The sequence below is a fragment of the Pedobacter sp. 05T44 genome, from assembly GCF_056395985.1.
In genome coordinates this window covers 132613-153916 of the sequence record NZ_JBFTKO010000007.1, presented here as the reverse complement: position 1 = coordinate 153916, position 21304 = coordinate 132613, and the positions used below count along the sequence as shown (strand labels likewise).

At 39.1% G+C, this 21304-nt stretch carries 12 protein-coding genes; 5 read left to right on the top strand and 7 right to left on the bottom strand.

All coding sequences use genetic code 11. The annotated features are described in order from the left end of the window. Nucleotides 1-33 precede the first annotated feature (33 nt). A complete protein-coding gene (locus AC1DDK_RS13325) occupies nucleotides 34-783 on the bottom strand; it encodes a TrmH family RNA methyltransferase (RefSeq protein WP_172659507.1) in 750 nt (249 codons plus the stop codon). Here AC1DDK_RS13325 and tamL point away from each other — a divergent pair. Beyond that, the gene (gene tamL / locus AC1DDK_RS13320; protein ID WP_172659508.1) at nucleotides 774-3167 is read left to right on the top strand and encodes a translocation and assembly module lipoprotein TamL; all 2394 of its coding nucleotides are present in this window, start codon (nucleotides 774-776) and stop codon (nucleotides 3165-3167) included. The genes AC1DDK_RS13325 and tamL overlap by 10 nt on opposite strands. Nucleotides 3168-3176: 9 nt before the next feature. Here the strand turns inward: tamL and AC1DDK_RS13315 are convergent, their stop codons facing one another. Genes AC1DDK_RS13315 through AC1DDK_RS13300 form a run of 4 tightly spaced genes read right to left on the bottom strand, consistent with a single transcriptional unit; the run spans nucleotide 3177 to nucleotide 9570 of the window. Beyond that, the gene (locus tag AC1DDK_RS13315) at nucleotides 3177-3707 is read right to left on the bottom strand and encodes a hypothetical protein (protein WP_172659509.1); all 531 of its coding nucleotides are present in this window, start codon (nucleotides 3705-3707) and stop codon (nucleotides 3177-3179) included. Next, nucleotides 3704-6034, bottom strand: coding sequence for a patatin-like phospholipase family protein (locus tag AC1DDK_RS13310; protein ID WP_172659510.1), 2331 nt, complete (start codon nucleotides 6032-6034; stop codon nucleotides 3704-3706). Before AC1DDK_RS13310 ends, AC1DDK_RS13315 begins: the two co-directional genes overlap by 4 nt. Before the next feature lie 46 nt (nucleotides 6035-6080). Continuing rightward, nucleotides 6081-6554, bottom strand: a complete 474-nt coding sequence (locus AC1DDK_RS13305) for a TspO/MBR family protein (RefSeq protein ID WP_172659511.1) — start codon at nucleotides 6552-6554, stop codon at nucleotides 6081-6083. A gap of 31 nt (nucleotides 6555-6585) precedes the next feature. Continuing rightward, nucleotides 6586-9570, bottom strand: a complete 2985-nt coding sequence (locus AC1DDK_RS13300; RefSeq protein ID WP_172659512.1) for a glycoside hydrolase domain-containing protein — start codon at nucleotides 9568-9570, stop codon at nucleotides 6586-6588. Nucleotides 9571-9703: 133 nt separating this feature from the next. On the opposite strand from AC1DDK_RS13300, the gene AC1DDK_RS13295 reads away from it, so the two are divergent. Next, a complete protein-coding gene (locus AC1DDK_RS13295; RefSeq protein ID WP_337716395.1) occupies nucleotides 9704-10951 on the top strand; it encodes a cystathionine gamma-synthase family protein in 1248 nt (415 codons plus the stop codon). Nucleotides 10952-10972: 21 nt separating this feature from the next. After that, complete coding sequence (locus AC1DDK_RS13290) at nucleotides 10973-13327, top strand: TonB-dependent receptor (RefSeq protein WP_337716397.1); 2355 nt, start codon at nucleotides 10973-10975, stop codon at nucleotides 13325-13327. 134 nt (nucleotides 13328-13461) lie between these two features. On the opposite strand, the gene AC1DDK_RS13285 is transcribed toward AC1DDK_RS13290, so the two are convergent. Continuing rightward, nucleotides 13462-16068, bottom strand: a complete 2607-nt coding sequence (locus AC1DDK_RS13285) for a DUF7133 domain-containing protein (RefSeq protein ID WP_337716399.1) — start codon at nucleotides 16066-16068, stop codon at nucleotides 13462-13464. Between the two features lie 34 nt (nucleotides 16069-16102). After that, nucleotides 16103-16960 carry a 3-keto-disaccharide hydrolase gene (locus tag AC1DDK_RS13280; RefSeq protein WP_172659516.1) on the bottom strand — a complete coding sequence of 286 codons (858 nt, stop codon included), beginning with the start codon at nucleotides 16958-16960 and terminating at the stop codon, nucleotides 16103-16105. 209 nt (nucleotides 16961-17169) lie between these two features. Here AC1DDK_RS13280 and AC1DDK_RS13275 point away from each other — a divergent pair, with 209 nt between their 5' ends. Together AC1DDK_RS13275 and AC1DDK_RS13270 are read left to right on the top strand one after the other, a co-directional pair. After that, a complete protein-coding gene (locus AC1DDK_RS13275) occupies nucleotides 17170-19344 on the top strand; it encodes a DUF5916 domain-containing protein (RefSeq protein WP_172659517.1) in 2175 nt (724 codons plus the stop codon). 347 nt (nucleotides 19345-19691) lie between these two features. Further along, nucleotides 19692-21173, top strand: coding sequence for a L,D-transpeptidase family protein (locus tag AC1DDK_RS13270; protein WP_288881091.1), 1482 nt, complete (start codon nucleotides 19692-19694; stop codon nucleotides 21171-21173). The last annotated feature ends 131 nt before the right edge of the window (nucleotides 21174-21304 follow it).

Sequence of the window (21304 nt, the reverse complement as noted above, 5' to 3'; positions counted from 1 at the left end):
TGCAAAAATAGTAAATAATACTTATTATGCAATTTATTTCTGCAAATTTCTATTAATATCTGCACAAAGAATTGCTGCCGATATTGCAACGTTCAATGACTCAGCCTCTCCAACCCTTGGTATTGTTACCGGATTGGTAATTAAATTTATGATTTCGGGTGTTATCCCTTGTCCTTCATTACCCAAAATCACGATGCCTTCATTTCCCCATTTTGTTTCATAAATACTCGTTCCATTAAGAACTGCACCAAAAATAGGTACTTTAATATCTTTTAAAAATCCAGAAAGTTCTTCGTAATAAACATTTACCCTGCTCAAAGATCCCATTGTAGCCTGTACTGTTTTTGGGTTATAAATTTCAACGGTGTTGTTAGAACATATAATCTGTTTAAACCCAAACCAATCGGCTGTGCGAATAATAGTACCCAGATTACCCGGATCCTGAACTCCATCAAGCACCAAAGAAAATGATCCTTTTAGACTACTTATATCAAAACTGCGGCTTTTAGGGATGTGTACAAGAGCCAGTACACCTTGCGGAGTTTGTAAAGTACTAATCTTATCCAGTTCGGCGTTGTTTATTTCAAATAACTTTATATTTGCAGGCAAATTGGGCAGTAAAGACTGATATTGAGCCAGATAATAAATGCTATGTATTTGGTATGAAGATTGAATAAACTCTACAATAGATTTTATACCTTCAATAATAAATATCCCATTTTCTTTACGGTACTTTTTTTGATGTAACGATTTTATAAACCCTATCTGAGATTTTGAAAGCATACTATAATAATAAAAGGAATGTCCATTTTCATGCAATATTACTATTTATTCTGGTTTTTGTTACGGGATGCTCCTCAACAAAATATATTGCGGACTACCAATCTATTGTTAAAAATGTAGAAATTGACAGCATAGATAAAGCTTTTGAGGAAGAAGCACTCAATTATATTCAAAAAGATATCAGGCCCACATCTACAATTGGTATCAATGTTATTATTTATAACATGTTCAATACTAAAGATGGCCGTTATAAAACTTCCAATATAAAACCGCTTGGTACGCCTCCTCCAATTCTTGATAGTGCATTGGTAGAGATCTCCCGCGGTCAAATTGAAAGATTTCTGATGAGCAAAGGGTATTTTATGGCGAAAGTAAAATCAGAGATAAAGGTTAAAAAGAAACGTGCTGATGTTTTTTTTAAGGCAAGTCCGGGGCCTGTTTTTCATGTCAATAAAATAAAGTATGAAATCGCTGATGAACTTGTTAATAAATTCTACATGGAAAGTAGGGCCGCTGAAACTTTTCTGAAAGAGGGGATGAGGTATGATGATGATTCTTTAGCCCACGAACGTGATCGAATCTATACTGTGATGAAGGAGAAGGGCTATTTCGATTTCGCGAGGCCATACGTAAAATACGAGGTCGATTCGAACTTAAATTCCAGCAAGGCTAATGTTACTCTGATTATAGATAACCCTCAGGATAAACCCAAGCATGAGCAGTTTTATATTGGTGAGACCAACGTAATTATTGCCCCAAATGCAGATGGTTTTCCTGATACGCTTAACATGAACGATAAGGTTTTTAGGGGTTTAAGGTATACCGACCTCTCTAAAAAGTTTCGGAGGAATCCTATAGTACGGTATAACTTTCTTCATCAGGGCGAGATTTATAATATCTACAATGAGAACCTTACCTATGATCGTATGTATGAGCTTAACGTTTTTAAAAATGTTAAGATAGATTATAACAGGCCAAAAGACAGTGTCAATAAAGTGTTCCCGGTTATCCAGTTAATTCCTCAAAAAATAATGAGCAACCGGGTAGAGGGGGAGGTGCCTTTTAATGCCGGTACTGTTGGTTTTACTTTATCAAATACGTATACAAACAACAACATGTTCCGCGGGGCCGAACGATTTGAATTTCAGGTTAAAGGAGGACTGCAATCCAGAATTGGGCAGGGGAATTCAATATTCAAGGATATTTATCAGCGCGATTTTTCAATTAGTGCTAATCTGACCGTTCCCAGATTAATGTTGCCGTTTATTACTGCCAGACCGGGCAGAAGAGGTGGTATGCCACATACCATATTCTCTACCAGTTACGTATATGCACAGCAAAAAAGTTTTTTTGAACGCCATGTATTTCTTAGTTCGCTAACTTACGAATTTGTAGAATCGAAATCTAAATACCATTCTGTGACCCCTTTAAACTTTGAGTATAGATTTGGAGGACTTCTTTTTGATGCTGAAGATCCAAATAATAAAGGAGAGTTACTTAAGAATTTTTATAATCTTTTATTGTTAGACAGAAGAGATATCACCCTTGGTATCAAATACACATATTCCCTAAATGCCGATAAACTGCTGACAAATGAAAGCTTTATTTATTTTAGGGGAAGCATGGATTTAGCTGGTAACATGTTACAACTGGCAACAAGTCTTACTGGTAATAAAGCTAATCTGAAAGATAGTGTATATGCTACAATATTTGGATTGCCGTTTAACCAATATATGCGGCCGGAGATAGATTTGCGCTGGTATAAAAACCTTGGGGGAGAGAAACAGTTTGTTGCCCGTTTAAACAGCGGAATTGGCTATGCTTATGGTAACTCTAATTCGGTCCCGTTCGAGAAATTGTTCTTCGCAGGAGGTTCAAGCGGCATTAGGGCCTGGCAGGCCAGAACCCTGGGGCCTGGAAATTATGATAGGGGAAAGGCGCTTGATACTGATACCTTAAGAAGAGCATTATATGGCCTTGATCAGCTTGGCGAGCTGCATATTGAGGCGAATTTAGAATACAGATATAAACTCTTGAATAAGTTTTTTGGAGCCAAATTGAAAGGTGCTGTGTTTTTAGATGCCGGTAACGTATGGAATGTGACCAGAACCGGTACGCCATCTACCTATTTTGATTTCAAAAAACTGGGCAGTCAAATTGCCCTGGGCACTGGTATGGGTTTCAGGTACGATGTGCAGTACTTTGTATTTAGGTTTGATGTGGGTTTAAAACTTAAAGACCCACAGTTTGAAGGTTCCGATCAATGGATGTTCAAACGATTCTTTACTGGAAATAAGAAGTTTAAAGACGATTATTACCTTACCCATAGTCCGGAAAGGTATCGCTTTGTGCAATACAATTTTGGTATAGGAATGCCTTTTTAAGCGCTCTGCTTAAAACATTCGCTTTAAGCCATCAAATATAGTCTCGAAGAAAGTAGACAGGTTTAAACCGTTGCTGTGATTAAAGTAGATGAATATTAAAAGGATAATCACTGCAGCTATAATGAACTTCCTAAATGCAAAAGCCAAAAAGATGATCAGTGCAGGGAATAATATTAACCACATACTGTTGATCACATACGGAGTTAAGGTGCCGTCCTTTTTATGAACATATAAAAGTTTGCTGTGGGTGCCAGTATCGTTCTGATGTTTTATATATACAAAGGCCGACCGTTCCAATTGTAATGGCAGCACACCAACACCTCCATTAAATTTAATAGGCTGGGTAAAACCGCTTACACTAAAAGTGTAAGTGCCATTAATCTTTTCTATAGGTATATCTAAAGAATCAGCTGCTATAATGGCAAGCTTGCTGTTTTTGAGCAGGCTCTCTTTAACTATAAAATTATTGATGTCTGCATTTTGAGCAAAGCCGGAAACACACATTACCAACAGCAATATCAACAAATATATTCTTCTCATTCTATAGATCGTTTATTGTAAATCAGATACCCCAAATGTAGTAAAACCCCGTTTCTTTTTATCGGGTCGTCATATAAATTGTAACTAAAACTTATAGGCCCAACCGGGGTATGGTACACCAGCCCTGCAGTTGCCGCATACTGCCATTTGGTAAGCGGTTTCATACGGTCTATTCCCTGGAAGCCTACCTTCTCAAACTTCTGATATGGCAAAAACACATAACCTTCAACTCTTAAGTCAAGATTTCTTTTAATGCTGTATACGTTTTTAATTCCTCCTGCAAAGTAACTGGTGGCCCTAAAGTTTTCTAAAAATACAGATCTGCTGTCTTGCAATGGATAAAATGCAGGCGAAGCAAGTATAGTAGAGTAGTAGTTAGAAAATAAAGGCTGGTTTGAAATTACAGCTTCGAGTAGGTATCCTAAAGAATATTTATGTTTTGCGAGGAAGTAATTTTCATCGCTAACCTTTAAATTGAACCATTGCCGGTATTTTCTGTTTACTTCAGTTTTGCTTGCCACAAGTTCCGCAGATTCTGTTAAACCGTCGGTAATGTTGCCGGGTGTGTAGCTCTCTCTCCCTGCAAAATAATTCAGACTTAACAGGAAATTACGGCCCTTATTGGCGTATTGCTTGCGATTAAAGGTGTACTGTTCAAAAGCAAAGGTAGATCTGGAAGCATTGAACACAGTTTTGTCTAATTTATTCCCAATCTCAAAGGTGTTATTCGGACTATAGCCATCGTAATTGTTAATAAAGGCAGTATTCAGTGTTACCTTGGTATTCCGGTTTAGCGGAAAACCGATCTTTAAATCTATTTTTCTATCTGTCTGCTCAATATATGTAGGATGAGGGTTTTCAATAAAAATAGAACTGGTTTTATAGTAGTCAAAGTGATTATAGGTCATTTCCATAGCAAGGAATAATGGTAAACGAGAAGGATAATCTATCCTTCCATTTACTTGTATAGATTCGTAAAACCGCCCCGAATATAAGTTAGTGCCAAAAGTATACGATTTCTGGTTTAGGTAGTTGTACTGCATTCCAAGAAATACATTACTGATTGGTCGGGTGGATATGTTCCCCCCAAAGTCAATTTTAAAGCTTTTTTGTGGTTTGGCTACAATTTCGAAATTATAACTGTCCGACACCGGGTTGTACGTTATCTTGGGGTAAATGGTTTCAAAGGTTTCATCTGCTACAAGTTTGTAATAGCCTTGCTTAATATCATCAAGGTCAAAGGTGTTTTGATCTCTTTTGAAAAGACGCTCGATGTATTTTTTTTGCTGAGCATTTACTCCGGATACGGTTACGCCGCTAAAAAGCAGGTTGGGTTTTTTATTGTTGAACTGAGTTCTTTTAATCATCAGATCTCCTGTGGTTATGCGTCTGCTTATCTTTTTCTTGATCTGGTCCATATCGGCAATGGTTGCATCATAGCCTTGTTTTATCAGTTCCTCTACCGGGTTGAAATTGGTTGAAGTATACCCCCTTAGGTTTGGCTGGATATAAATACCATTTGGGCCAATAAGGGTAGAGTCTGATTTAGAAAGAAACATAAAAACCATTAGGCGGTTCATTAACCGCTCATCATTGTTTTTAGGGTATTCATTGAAGTTTTTTGAAGATACATTTGAGCCAATAATTACATCAGGATTAAAAGTATCTCTCATTACATCGGCCGGAAAATTATTATACAGACCGCCATCAAAAACGTACTTGTCGTCTAATTTTATAGGTCGGTAAATCAAAGGGACAGTCATGGTTGCTCTAACGGCATCGGCTAAACTGCCTTTTTTTACGGTTATGCTATTTTGCGACAACACATCAGATACCATGCAGCGGTAAGGGACAAACAGATTGTCGAAATTATCTTTTGAAATAGCTGATGCCTGGGCAAAGAGCTCTAGCAGGGCGAAGTTTAAAGGGATATCATTTACCAGATTTGACCTGAAATTGAATCTTAAATTAGAGTCGACAGAGAGCTTTGCTGTAATTATTGAGGGGTTAATGTTTTTCTTCTGAAAGAAGAAGCTGTAATCGCTCTTGAATCTTCCGCTTACCCAATCCTGAAAATTGCTGCTTAAAGCTATTTTCTCTATTTCGGTTGGCGAATACCCCGCTGCATACATTGCACCAACAATGCCACCCATAGAAGTTCCGGTAATGTAATCAATTGGGATATTGTTTTCTTCGAGTGCTTTTAATATGCCTATGTGGGCAAGCCCCTTGGCCCCACCGCCACTCAGTACCAAGCCTACCTTTTGCGCATTTACATTTAATGCGGTTATAAATAGAAAAAGGAAGAGTAATCTTTTTATAAGCATGGCTCATAAAAATAGGAGTTTTATTTCATAAAGGCGATCTGATTAATCAGTTTAACGAAAATATGCTGTAGGTTAAAATGGTAGCAAAGCCGACCCATAATATATACGGAATGAAGAGTAAACCTGCAGTTTTGTCAATTTTATAGAATACCATTGCGTTTATAATGATGACGAGCAGCAGGGCAATGATTTCAAAAAGTGCCAGCCCAATTTCGTGGGCGTAAAAGAAAAGGAACGACCACATTACATTTAAAACAAGCTGTATAAGATATATTGCAACTGTACGATTGAAATGTTGAACTTCTTTTCTTTTTAACCAAACCAGATAGGCGGCAATTCCCATTAAAATAAAAAGGGTAGTCCATACCGGTGGAAATACCCAATTCGGTGGGTTAAAAGAGGGTTTATTTAGGGTTACGTACCATGTTTTAACATATTGAGAAGTAAACCATGCGCCGATAGCACCCATAGCTAAAGGAATAGCAATATTAATAATAAAGGCAAATGGTTTAAATCTCATGTTCTGTTAAATTGTTGTGCAATGTTACAAGTTAATTTTCTTTAACAACAATCATCCAGCCTTTGTTTTTTGTTACCGGGATCTCATCTATTGCAGCAAAAGTTTTTGAGGGTTGAAAGTTCTTAATCTCAGGGGCAGTTATTGTTGCCTTTGCCGGGTCAATTCCCAATGCTTTCCAGTCTATGCTCAGTTTTATTTTTGTATCCTCTTTAGCCCAGCTTGCAAGTGCTATCAGCACACTTTTGTCTTTCTTATAAATGGTTGCCAATACATCAGGGTTGTTGGTTTTAACCGGATTGTTTTCTACCCAATAGCCGATCATTTTAGTGCCCTGCATACCAAAATCATCCCAGGCTTTCCATATTGCACGAGGGTCTGCGCCATCGCTCCATGGCATGCGGTTAGTCATTCCGTAAACCATTCCGCGCCATGCGTTACCACCGTCTTGCAGCATTTCGCCCATTAGCCCGAATGGTATGCCCGAAGATTCTGTTAAAAAGAAATCAGGAGTGCTTTTCTCGTAGTCGAAATACTCACCAAACCATAAACGGTTTAGATAAGGGAAATGCTCCATATATAGGTTTGCACTGTTGTTAAAGCCATCGCTTTTATTGTATTGGTTTGCCGAGTGCAGGTCTATAATGCCAGGATGTCCGTTTTGGGTAAGTACACTTTTTACGCGTTTCATTGTAGTTCTGTCGAAAGCTACATCATCCAGATAGAGCCCGTCTATGCCAACATTATTAACCAGCCAGTTCATGCCTTCAACATAATAGTTGTGCCAGCGGCTCATTCCACTATTCACAACAGCTGCATCTTTTATTTCGGGTACATACCATGCCGCTATGTAATCTTCGCCAAGGTGTTCCTGTAACCAGGAATAGCCACCGCCTTTACCTGGCGAGTAAATTTCGTGACCCAAGCTGCGCAATGGGAATGTCTCGTAAGCACTGTTCGATAACTCGCGGACCGTATTGTAAATTTTAACCTTAAGCCCCTTTGAATGTGCTTCATCAATATAGGTTTTCATTTCCTTGTGGGCAATAAAAGGGTAATTGATGAATGGATTAATAGGCGTAGCATGGTGTATGTTTATTAGTGTTGCACCTGTTGCTTTAATGGTGTCCAGATTGTTGTATTTATGATAAAAGCGGTTGCTCCACTGAAAGTCGGTATTGATTGGGTGGAAAGGAGTGATTAGTAAAGTGAAGTTGTAATATAACGTATCGCCCTTTTTCATCAGGCGTTCTCCGCTGTAATTGTCGGCCAGAATGGCCTGTCCTTTTTTAGCGATTTTAATACCGCCTTTACCTTCGTTGCCCCATGATGTTGGCAATAGCAAAGGTTTCTGTAAATAGAAGTTTGTATTTAAAGGACGTACATAATGATTGTCTCTTAGTGAATATTGTAAACCTGCATTTACATCGCCTATCCAGGCGCCATCCTGGTTTTTGTTGGCTACATCCCATTTCCAGTTTAAGGAATCCGGGCGATAACCACCTTTCTGACCAAGGCCCATCATGTATTTAGCAGCGGTTGGGGTGAAGGGAAGATGCAAGCTGATGTTGCTCAGTTTAATATCATTTACAGCGATGAATTTAACTGTATACGATACAAAACCATCAAATTCAAGTGAGGCATTTACCTCCATGTTTAAACTGTCGGATGTGCTTTTTGAAGTCCACTTTGCAATGCCCGGCTGCTTATCTGTAAAGGTAATTTCGGAAGTTTTAAATTTAATATCTTTATGGTTTGGTCTAGTTACATGAAAATGAACAGGCTCGGTAAGGATGTTTTTTGGAGTGGCCGATAATTCTGTCATCTCCGGTGTAAAGAATGTTTGTATCTGAGCAGGTAAGCCGTCCTGATTTATGGTGAACTTTCTGCCCAGCAGAGAAATGGTTTTGTCGTTTATAACAAGAGGAATGTAAGGAGCAATAACCTCATTTTTCTCTGCCATGGTTGAATTTAACCATTTAAGTCGGGTTTGTTTTTGCGGTTCATTTATACCTCCATCTGCCAGGACAGTGTTGTTTACTGTTAGCACAATCCGGATAATTGTACTGGCCGAGCCTTTGGCGCTAACAGTTGCTGTACCTGTATAAATACCTGCGCTAATGTCTTTAGGGATATCAGCAAGTATCCATAAGGCCTGAACTTTGTTTTTGGCTACGTTTACAGTTTTATGTAACGGGCTGCCATCCCAGTTAACGCCATCGGTATTTAAACATGAAAAAGCTTTTGCAGAAATGGATTTGCCTGCCTTATTTTTTAGATCGCTGAAGGTAACTTTAACATCATTAATATCTTTTTTTACCGGATAAATACCGAGCTGATAGGTGTAGTTTTCTCCTTTAGATGCTGTTCCGGAGAAAGCGTTCTTTAATCCTTTTGTGATCCATAACTGAGGCAGATCGTCCTGCATTTTTATAGGATTAACCCTGTCTTCAGTAAAAACAAGATAGTCTTTTTGTGGATGTTGTTTAATCAGGTTTTTAGTTTCTGCTGCGGTAGCAATTACTTCCATAGGGTAGAAACTGCTCATTGCATTAATTGCCTCTATGCGTACAAGTTTGGCAGGTACAGCGTTTGCGGTTGATTTTGGCCACTGACTCTCAGCTGTCGGAGCCTTTCTATACTGAGCATTTGGGTAATTTGAACGTCCTTCTACCTGGTACGGCATGTAGTAAACATAATAAGTGCCGGCTCCTGAGGTTGGCTCAAAATAGATGGTCCCTTGTTCTCTGCTGATGTTTGCCGCCTTTACATCTGTGATTCTGCTGTTGGTTTTTGCATCAACCACCCAAATATCCTTAAGCTCGGGATGGGTGTCTCTTCTTCGCCATTCGATAGTTGCTTTTGCTACATTTCCAGCTGCGCTTACCGTTAGTACAGCTCTATGGTTCCCCAGAGAGTCGGGATTCCAACTGTCGTTTCCGGTACCGTATTTAATTTGTTGAGCGCTAACTCCTGTAATCAGGAATAAGATGAAAATGAGTACTAAAGATGGTTTCATTGTGTGTTTTAGATTTAATGGTAAAAGTAACCATTCTGTTAATAGACTGGTAATATTTCAGATTTCCTATGCAAAACGTCTTTTTTTTAAAATAAAAGATGGAAGTTTGTTTTCTTGAATAAATTAAGTTTAAATGAGCGATAAAAAAGGATTTACAACCACCATACTTCATTCAGACCGTCTTTTGAAACCAGAATTCGGTGCATTACATCAACCTGTTCATAACGCAGTAACCTGGGGATACGATGATGTCCAGGGCTTGGTAAATGTTTTTCAAAACAAAACAAAGGGTTATGCTTATTCCCGTCAGGGCAATCCAACAACAACTGCACTTGAGCATAAAGTAACACAAATGGAACAGGGTCTTGCTACTGTTTCTTTTGCTACCGGAATGGCTGCCATTTCTTCTACCATACTGGCTTTAATAAAAGCAGGCGACCATATTATTGCAAGTTCATACCTTTTTGGTAATACCAGAAGTATTATGCAGACATATATGGAGATGGGCCTGAGCATCTCTTTTGTTGATGCAACTGATGTTCAGAATATTAAAAATGCCTATCAGGAAAATACCAGAATGGTATTTGTAGAAACCATTGCAAACCCTGCTACCCAAATATCAGATCTAGGTGCTATAGGTGATTTTTGTGAAGACAAAAAATTGATCTATGTAGTAGATAATACAATGACATCACCTTACTTGTTCCGTCCGGTTGCAGTAAAGGCTAGTCTTATCATTAACTCTTTAACAAAATATATTGGCGGTCATGGTAATGCATTAGGTGGAAGTGTAACTGATACGGGCTTATTCGATTGGCTTAGCTTTCCTAACATTGCACCAATAATCCGCGAGCAGATCCGTCCGGAAATGCAGGGAATGACGCAAATAAGAAAAAGAGGTTTACGTGATGGTGGTGGCACGCTTGCTCCTGAAGCAGCGCATAGTATTTCTGTGGGTTCTGAAACTATTGCTTTAAGGCTTGAACGTGCTTGCAGTAACGCGGCTACACTTGCAGAATTTCTGGATAAGCATTCTTTAATCAGTAAAGTTTATTATCCTGGATTGAAAAGTCACCCTCAGCATGAACTTGCTTCAAGCTTGTTCCATCGCTATGGCGGATTACTGAGTTTTGCACTAGTTGATGGCATCGATTGCTTTAAGTTCCTGAATGAGCTTAAACTGGTTATCAAATCAAGCAACCTTGGTGATACCCGTACACTTGCAATTCCCGTTGCTCATACCATATTCTTCGAATTAGGTAAAGAAAGACGGGATGAAATGGGAATCCCTGATTCTATGGTTAGATTGTCTGTAGGTATTGAAGATACAGAAGATCTTATTGGGGATTTCAGTGCTGCTTTTGAGGCCGTTTCCAATTAATAATTGTACAAAAGAAATAGAATGAATAGAATAATAGCGTGCTTGTGTTTAAGCATTTTCATCTGTTTTGCAGCGAGTGCACAACAGAATAAGATTTCAGGAACGGTTAAAGACGCTAAGGGAGTTCCTGTTGATGCAGTAACGGTACAGGTATTAAATACAAATTTAAGTACAGTTACAGATTTGACAGGTGCTTTTGAACTTGTTAATGTTCCCTCGGGCAAAGTAAGTTTAAGGTTCAGCGCGGTGGGTTATGCAGCAATAAATAAACTGGTAACCGATGATAACAGGAGCCTGAATATTACTTTAGAAGATGCCGGGTTGAAGTTGGATGAAGTAATTGTTTCTGCACAGAAAACTGAAGAAAATGTTCAGAATATACCTTCCAGTATATCTGTTTTTTCATCAGCAAAAGTGAATGATTACAGGATACAGAACACCAGAGATTTGTCGGCTATTGTTCCAAATCTTTATAGCAGTAACCCTGGTGATGGAAGGAATGTAACCTCAATAAGAGGTATTACTACAACTTCTTACGATCCGGCGGTAGCTACATATATTGATGGTGTAAATCAATTTGGATTGGATACATACATTTCTTCTCTGTTTGATTTAGAACGGATAGAAGTATTGCGTGGCCCTCAGGGCACTTTGTATGGCAGAAATGCAATGGGTGGGGTAATTAACATTATCACCAAAAAGCCCGCAAATTATACAACTGGTTTTGCAGGTGTTGATTTCGGGAATTATGGTCAGCAGCGTTATAGCGCAGGTATCAGAACTGCTCTAATTAAGGATAAGTTGTTTTTTGGTGCAGCAGGTCTGGTTAACAGGCAAAGTGGATTTTATACCAATGAGTTTAACAATAAAAAATATGATCGTTTACATGGCTACCTGGGAAATTATTATCTGAAATTTCAGGGCAGTTCAAAGTTTGATTTAACTTTAAATGTAAAACATAATGAGAACCGTAATGACGGAACATTTCCATTAGTGGCTTCTGTTGAGGATGCATTAAGTAGCCCTTTTAAAGTAAACCAGAATACGTTAACAAAGATGTTTGATAACTTGTTTAACGCTTCATTGTCTGCAAATTATGCTGGTGATGGTTTTAATTTTACTTCTCAAAGTGCTTATCAGTCTAACTACAGGTATTATGATAAACCCATAGACAGTGATTTTTCACCGATCGATGGAATTTCTCTTATTAATAACTATGGTAAGGACTGGAATAAAATACAGGTTTTAACTCAGGAGTTCAAGTTCAGTTCTCCTTCATCGTCTACTTCAAAGCTTAAATGGGTAGGAGGCGTGTATGGCTTCTATCAGAAAAACCCGGTAAAACAAGGCTTGTCTTTTGGTGAAGATGCGGAAATGGTAGGGTCTATGCCTGGTCTTAATATCATAAGTATTAACAAAGGGAAGGGCTTTGGCTTAGCTGCTTTTGGGCAGGTTAGCTATGCAATAACAGATGAGTTGTCGGCCACTGCCGGTTTACGTTATGATTATGAGCATAAAAAGCAAGGGGTATATGGAGAGATGTTAATGCCTGGCGAGACGCAGCCTATAGTTGAACAAAAAGATACCAGCGCAACTGCTACTTTCAACGCATTATCTCCTAAAGTTAGTCTTGCTTATTTGTTTGTGGCTGACCATAGCCTTTATGCAACTTACAGCAGAGGTTTTCGTGCTGGCGGTCTTACACAAATCGGTTCCGACAGAACTGCAAGACCTTTAGTGGCCTACAAACCAGAATATGGTAATAATCTGGAGTTTGGATCTAAAAATACCTTTTTCGATCAACGCTTAAGCGTTAATGTTGCCGCTTTTTATGTTAGACTTACAGATGCACAAATACCTGTACTGATCTTGCCAGATGCAATAACAATAACCAGAAATGCAGGAAAATTAAGTAGTAAAGGTGTTGAGGTTGAACTTTCGGCCAGACCTGTTAAAGGACTAAGCGTTGATTATAACTTTGGCTATACTGATGCAAAATATAAATCATTGAGTTTGCCGGTAGATAAGGAGGTTGTGAATTTTGATGGCAACAAACAGATCTACACACCGGAAATGACTTCTATGCTTGCATTGCAGTACGGCTATCAAATTGAAAACCTTAATAAGCTGAATTTGATTGCACGAGGTGAGTGGGCGTATACAGGAGATCAATTTTTTGATCTTCAAAACCGGTTTGAGCAAAAAGGCTATCATCTGTTCAATGCAAAAATTGGTGTTTCTAATAAGAGATTTGACGTGTTTTTCTGGGGAAGAAATTTGAGTGATAAAACCTATGTAGATTATGTTTATGATTTCGGTGCTGCCCATTTGGGTAATCCGAAAACATATGGAATTTCACTGGCAGGAAGGTTTTAAAGGTGATTCTTAAGTGACCGTCCAGGCGCTACCGTCATCTCGAACGCATGTGAGAGATCTCTTGAATCATGTTTAAACAAGAGATCTCTCACATGCGTTCGAGATGACGACAGCGTTTCAGACGATCGCCTAAATTATTTCTTTTGCTGAGAAAGGAAAGTAACAAGTGAAGCAAGTTCATCGTACGACAATGAATTGGCTAAACCCGCTGGCATCATAGATGAATCCATTTCTTTGCGCGATAAGATATCGCTTGCTTTAATAGTGAAAACTTCACCGGCAATATTACGCATCACAACCTTAGCAGCTGTTTCTTCAGTAATAAAGCCCATATAAGTTTTATCTCCCTTAGCAGAGATCATCACTGTAGCAAATCCTTGCGAAATTGAAGCACTTGGTTTAAGGATAGACTCAGCAATTTGCTCACGATTCATAATAGAACCGATTTGGCCCATAAATGGTCCTTTCATTTTTTCGCCTTTGCTGATGCTATGGCAGGCAATACATCCCTGACGGGTAAATAATGCTTTACCTTTAACCGCGTCACCTTCTAATTTATTGATGGCCAATAAAACATCCTCAATAGATGATTTACCAACCTGGCCTTTTTGATTCTTAATCTTTTCAAGATCTACTTTAGGCTCTTCGGTAGCAGCAACTTTTTCTTCGGTAGCAAATGCAGTGATATCCATACGATTGCGGGCATCTAAGTCTGCGAAAAATTGCTTGCCGCTGGCACCTTTTTTCTCTGATTCTCCTACAAGGAATTTCTCTATGGCCGGAGAACCTTCCCATAATACTGCTTTATAGTATGGACCGTGAGAATCTGGTCTTGTACCCCACCACCATGACGCATCATAAGCATCTTCTTTCTTATAAAGTCGAGCCAATGTTGTCAGGATTTGTGTTTTAAACTTTTCGTCATTCGATTTCTGATACGCATCAATTAATGCATTAACCGCTTTTTGATCATGCATATAACGTAAAGCCCACAATGCAAGCGTTGAATTTTCACCATTAATTGCTGCTATAGTAGCATCCACAGCTTTAAGGTTTATTAATGCCTGTACAGCTAAGTGAGGTTGAACAATAGCGGGATTAGGAGTAGCATGAGGACCCTCTACATCTTTAGCAGGTTCTACAAATGATGCAGGAACTTTGGTTTGTAATAGGGCAGTGGCAGTTTCTACATGTCCTAAACGACCTAGTCCTATTGCAGCAACAGCTTGAACACGTGGAGAAGGATCTTTAAGTCCCTCTAAAAACGGCTCAGTTGGAACATTTTGTAAGTTGTTTTTGCGATCTGCAAGTGTTTTCAATGCGAACTCTCTCATCGCATCTTCTTTTGTAAATGCTAATAAAGCAGGGATTCCATCAACACCAGCAGCTTGTGCATAAGTGTAAATACCAGCAACACGTGCATATAAAGGAAGTTTTTTGTCGGAAGCAATTTTTAAAGCAGCTGCAGTAGCTTGTTTGTTCGAACGGTTAATCAGCTCCTGCGAAGCAGCTAAACGGGCTACTGCACTGGCTGATTTAAGCAATTCTGCTAATTGTTTAACAGAGGCTTTTTCAACATTTGGGAATGCTTTATATGTCCAGTTGTTTGGTACTGCACGAACTACATAACCTTTACTTGGGCTACCAGAATAACCTGCGCCATCCCATGCAGAAAGGTAAAGTCTGCCCGATCCGTCAACATCTAAATCTGTGATTTGAGGAAGTTTAATAAACTCTTCTTCTTTTTGGGTGAAAGTAGGCCCATCAGGTGTAACTCTATGGATATAGAGCATGCTTCTTCCCCAATCAGCCATCATTGGAACGTTGTTGTATTTTTCAGGCCAGGTTGGTTCGCTCATAAATAAAGCGCCGGTACCTGAACCTCCACCAACATCTACTAATGCCGGTAATATTTCATCAGTAAAGTGTTGAAACAAAACAGGATATCCATATTCTCCAGATTGGATAAAATGCGAAAAGCGAACATTCCATCCACCACCATCATTGGTGTTTTCTCTTGTGAAAACATTCATGTACGGATCAATAGCCACATCATAAACGTTACGCGTTCCATGAATAAATATTTCCATTTCGGTGCCATCAGGGCGCACGCGGACAATACCACCACCAAGCATGGTTAGTTTTTTGCCAGAACGATCTACTGCATTATGAAATCCAAAATCACCAACAGAAATGTAAATCCAACCATCTATACCCATTCTGATTCCATTTGTAGCGTGGTCTGTTCCACGTTCCTGAATGTATTTAGTATTACTAAGGTTTTCAATTAGAGGTTTTGCAGGACCATCAGCCTTTCCGTCACCATCTTTATCTTCAAAAACTACCAGCGCCATTCCTGTAGCTTTACCAGTTTCTTTAGAGAAGGTTGTGTGTAATACAAAGACCTTATCGCCTTGCACGATAATACCACGAGGGTTATCAACCATTGCAAATTCTACATGCTGGTCCATTTTACCATCGTTGTCTTTATCAACAAGTTTAAGGATACGGCCTTTGCCCGGATCTTTTCCTAATGATCCGATCATATCAACACCTACAAAAACTTCGCCTGTTGCAGCAACAGCCAGACAAGCGGGACTTGGTGTAACATCAGGGCCGGCAAACGGCGTAATTGTTAATTCAGGAGGGTCAAAAGAGGTGGTTTTTGGTTCGCCCACGAAGCTTTTTATTCCCAGGAATAGTATCAGGGAATAAATAAGGCTTAAAGAAAATTTAATCATTTGTGTATTCTATTAAGTGTTTACTGTAAGTGTGTTATTGTTTTGCTACTCTTTTTTCTGCCATTAGTTTTTGAACCACTTCCTGTAATTTAGCAGGGCTCTTGGCATACTTTTCTAAATTGATGATTTCAACTTTTCTGAAATCTACCGGATGGCTTTCGCTTTGTAATGAAATAGAACCGCCTTTTAAAAGCTGGCCCTCTGCAGCACCGCCAACAGGGTCTAACTGTGGTCTGGTGTAGCGTAATACCTCTTCGCCATTCACATAGTGAACCACTAAAGAGTCTGCAAGTACAAGAACTTCAACGCGTACCCATTGATCGCCATTGAAAGTTTTTGAGTTAGATTCAATACAATGGGTTTTGATCACTTTGCCGTCTTTTACAAATTGAGTACCAGGGGTACATAGGTTTGCAGTTGAGCGTTCGCCATTGCCAGCGCCGCCCAATAGCTGAACTTCTATAGAGTTAGGGAAATCCTGATCTTTTTTCATCGTAGCAGGATCCTGACCATGGATCATGATGCCGCTGTTGCGGTATGCCCATCCCGGACCGCCTTTTACTTGATCTCCAACAAAACGATACTCTACTCCTATAAGATAATATGAGTAAGGTTTTTTGTAAAACAGGTGACCATATTGCTCATCAAATTCTGAATATTTGTCATATCTAACCTGAATGTTTCCGTCTTTAACACTAAAAGTATTTCCGTAATTGTCATTCAGATCATGCTTTCTTATTTTTACATCCCAGCCATTTAAGTCCTTTCCATCGAACATTTGTTCCCATTTTGGGCTTGGTGAGGATTGCTTAACTGAGCAGCCAAAGAAAATCAGGGGTAAACTCAGGGCAATTGCTACCCTGAACATTGTAGAAATGAAGTTTTGTTTCATTATTGTGGTTTATGTGTAGGTTTTTCATTGTAAACTTAGGAATAATCTTTTTTAGATAAAGCCACTTTGTTGTTTCGACCTGTTTTTTTATTAAATTTTTTCAGTCTCGTAGGTTTTTGGGGCTATTATGTTCATCATGTTACAATTACAATATTGCAGCGCCTATCTTTTTTTTATACTTTGGGCCTTTTAACCGAACCTAACCTATTGTGCGAATTAGCCTCTTTTTACTTGCTTTCTTTTTCTGTTTATCTGTTTCAGCTCAAAAAAAAAATGATGCTTATCAGTTACATATCAATAAAGCTTCGTCGACCATTAAGATAGATGGGGAATTAGATGAGCAAGCCTGGCAAGATGCCGACGTAGCATCAGATTTCTACATGATCCTGCCAATGGATACCAGTTATGCCAAAGTGCGTACTGATGTGCGGATGACCTACGATCAGCAGAATCTTTACCTTTCAGTAGTAAACTATAACGGGGCACCCGGCCCTTATATGGTAGAATCTCTGCGCCGTGATTTTTCCTTTTTAAAAAACGACAACTTTATTATGTTCATGGATCCATTTGATGATCAAACCAATGGTTTCGCATTTGGTGCCAATGCTGCGGGCGCACAATGGGATGGCCTAATGTATGATGGCGGTAAGGTAGATCTGAGCTGGGACAATAAATGGCAATCTGTAGTAAAGAACTATCCCGATAAGTGGGTTTTTGAAGCTGTAATCCCATTTAAAAGTATCAGATATAAGAAAGGTATTACAAAATGGGGGATAAACTTCGGCAGAAATGATCTGAAAACTACGGAAAAAAGTAGTTGGGCACCTGTACCAAGACAGTTTCCATCAGCTTCCTTAGCTTATACCGGTACGCTGGTATGGGATATGCCACCGCCAGACCCAGGTACTACTGTTTCTCTAATCCCGTATGCACTTGGTGGCGTTATTAAAGATTATGAAACGGATAAGCCATCAACATATCGTAAGGATATAGGACTAGATGCTAAGGTGGCTATTACCTCTTCCCTAAACCTTGATCTTACCGTAAATCCTGATTTTTCGCAGGTAGATGTAGATAAACAAGTCACTAATTTAGATAGGTTTGAGTTATTTTACCCTGAAAGAAGGCAGTTCTTTCTGGAAAATGGAGACCAGTTTACCAATTTCGGGTATGCAGGTATTCGACCTTTCTTTTCCCGCAGGATAGGCCTGGGGGTACCCATTAAATTTGGTGCACGCTTAAGCGGTAAATTAAACAAGGATTGGAGGCTGGGCATTATGAATATGCAAACAGAGAAACAGAACTCTACTGCTTTGCCCGCTCAGAATTTCACGGTTGCAGCCCTGCAGCGTCGTGTATTTGCCCGCTCTAATGTTGGCTTTTTATTGATCAATAAAGAATCTTTAAATTATAATCCAAGTGATCTGGCACCGGGCACAGCTACTTATTCCCGTTACAACAGGAACTTTGGGATGGAATATAATCTGGCTTCGGCCAATAACTTCTGGACTGGGAAGGCAATGGTACTTAAATCTTTTAGTCCGGGGAAAAGTGGACACGACTGGACGCATGCCGCTAACCTGCAATACACAAGTGGTAAATGGAACATTAGCTGGCAACATGAATATGTAGGCCGCAATTATACTGCTGAGGTAGGTTACGTGCCCCGCCAGGGATATGTTAAAATGATGCCACAGATTACCCGTCTTTTCTTTCCAAAGAAAGGACCATTACTGAGTCATGGGCCACAAATTACATCTACCAATTTCTTTGATGAAAATATGCACCGTACGGATAACGAGCTGTTGGCATCTTATGGAATGGTGTTTAGAAGCAGGAACACACTTACCGTATGGGGGTCTGGTACTTACATTAAGCTTCTGCAACCCTTTGATCCGGTAAGTACTAAAATAGATACGCTTGTAGCTGGAAGTGAGCACAATTGGACAACCGTTGGGGCCGATTATGTGTCTAAACCTCAGAGCTTGTTTACATATGCATTGAATGCTCGCTATGGAGGCTATTATGCCGATGGTAAACGATTAACATTAGGTGGGGAATTTGGTTATCGTTTTCAACCATATGTAAGTATTGCACTAAGTGCAAACTACAATAAGCTGAACCTGCCCAAACCATGGGGATACAACGATTTCTGGCTTGTAGGCCCAAGGCTGGATGTTACCATGACAAATACATTGTTTCTTACCGGCTTTGTGCAATACAACGAGCAAATGAAAAATATGAATGTAAATACGAGGTTCCAATGGAGATATCGCCCTGCTTCAGATCTGTTTATTGTATATACTGATAACTATTTGCCCGAACCTTTTGCTGTTAAAAACAGGGCTTTGGTAATAAAATTGGTGTATTGGTTAAATATTTAAAAAAATTCATCAAATCTTCATAATTGCTCCCTATGTTTGTATCGAGAGCGTTAATTTAAATAGCCTGCGACATTCATTTGTCGCGGGTTATTTTATGCTTTTTTTCAAAAAAACTACAAATGCTTCGTAGCATTTTCATAAATTTAGACGTATTGATATTTCTGGCTAGTGCCAGGATGTTGCTTAGGAGGTTGCTAAGGCGTTTTTTGGGGTTGTTTCGGATGGGAGCCGAATAAACCGCTTAAAAAGCTCAAGGCAACCACCTGGCAATATTTCACAAAGAAGAGGGGGATGCTGACAAAACAAGTTGTTACTTTATTTGTTAGTGAATAATAAGTCTCATCGAGATGTTTAATATAGATCATCCCCTTAAACTCCCTTTTCTGAGGGAGGTGGCCATTGTCATGATGACTTGTATATTGTTTTGCCTATCCTGTACCGTTAAGCGTACTGCTACACCAACACCACTGGTGCGGCTAAATAAAATAGAGCCTCCAATTTTAAAGAAACATGCTGAAAAAATGGATGTCGCAGCCGAATTCAAAAAAGTTTTTGAAGCCAGCCACCTTACTTTTACTTATCCAGAGCAAATTGACTCTTTTTATAAGAGAAATGAATTTCAACCTGTACTCGTGTCCCGCTTTATGCCGGATAATCAGCTACGAACTTTAGAGGATTATTTAGGGAACGCGAATGTTCATGGGATAGATCCGGAAGTTTTTTCGGTAAGCCGTATAAAAAAGTTATTGGATAATTATAATGATAAAGATTCCCGGAGAAAAGAATGGGAAGTTTATCAGGATGCTATGGAGCTTGAATTGGTCATTGCCGATGCAATGATCAAATATAGTAATGCTTTGCAATTTGGGATTACCGATCCGGCAAGGGTTTATATTAATTATAGCAGTCCAACATTGCGACCCGATAGCATGAGTATTATACAGGTTTTTGAAGTAAGAAATATCAAAACTTACCTTGATAGCATACAACCAAAAGACAAACAATACCTGGCTTTGCAAAAAGCACTAAAATCGGAAAAGGAAAGTGACAGTATTTATCGCACTCTAATGGTAAACCTGGAAAGATTGAGGTGGAAAAACAAGCCTACCGCTGATAAATATGTGCTGGTAAATATTCCAGAGTTTATGTTGAGTGTGATAGATAGCGGAAAAGTGGTGCTTCGCATGAAGGTTTGTGTTGGTGAAAAGGAAGTGAATAAGGAAACTCCTCAACTGAGCAGCATGATCTATAGTGTACAGGTAAATCCGGTTTGGAATATCCCGCAAAGCATTGCAAGTAATGAGATCATCACGTACGCAAAAAGAAACAGGTATTATTTTGCTAACAACGATATCAATGTATACCGGAATGGTAAGCTTGTGGGCGATCCGGAAGCTATCGACTGGCAATCTGAAGAAACAGGTTCTTATTCATTTAAACAACAGCCGGGCGAGCAAAATCCCCTTGGCAGGATCAAATTTCTTTTTAATAATGAGAGTAGCGTTTACCTCCATGATACACCTACACAATCGCCATTTAAGCAAAGTATAAGGGCAGTGAGCCATGGTTGTGTGCGGGTCGAACAACCTTTAAACCTTGCTTATGCACTGTTTGGTAAAGGACCAAAGTTTGATCAGATAAAAAAAGCGATGGCTAATGGTTATCCAAGAGCAAAATATATCGGACTACCTCTTCAGGTTCCTGTTTGTATTACCTATTATACTGCCTGGGCGGATAAAAAGGGTGTTGTTCATTTCTATAAGGACATCTATGGTTTGGATGATGTTTTATATAAACAGGTATCTTTTCCTTTTTCTCAACTCTATTAGGTGGCGTTTAGTCTTATTTTTGCCATAAATTCAATTACCCTTATTTTTTTTGATTTGCTAGGGGCATCTTTGCCACCAATTATAATACGCAAATCATTTTTTTAGGTAAGATTCAGAAAATCTTATTGGTA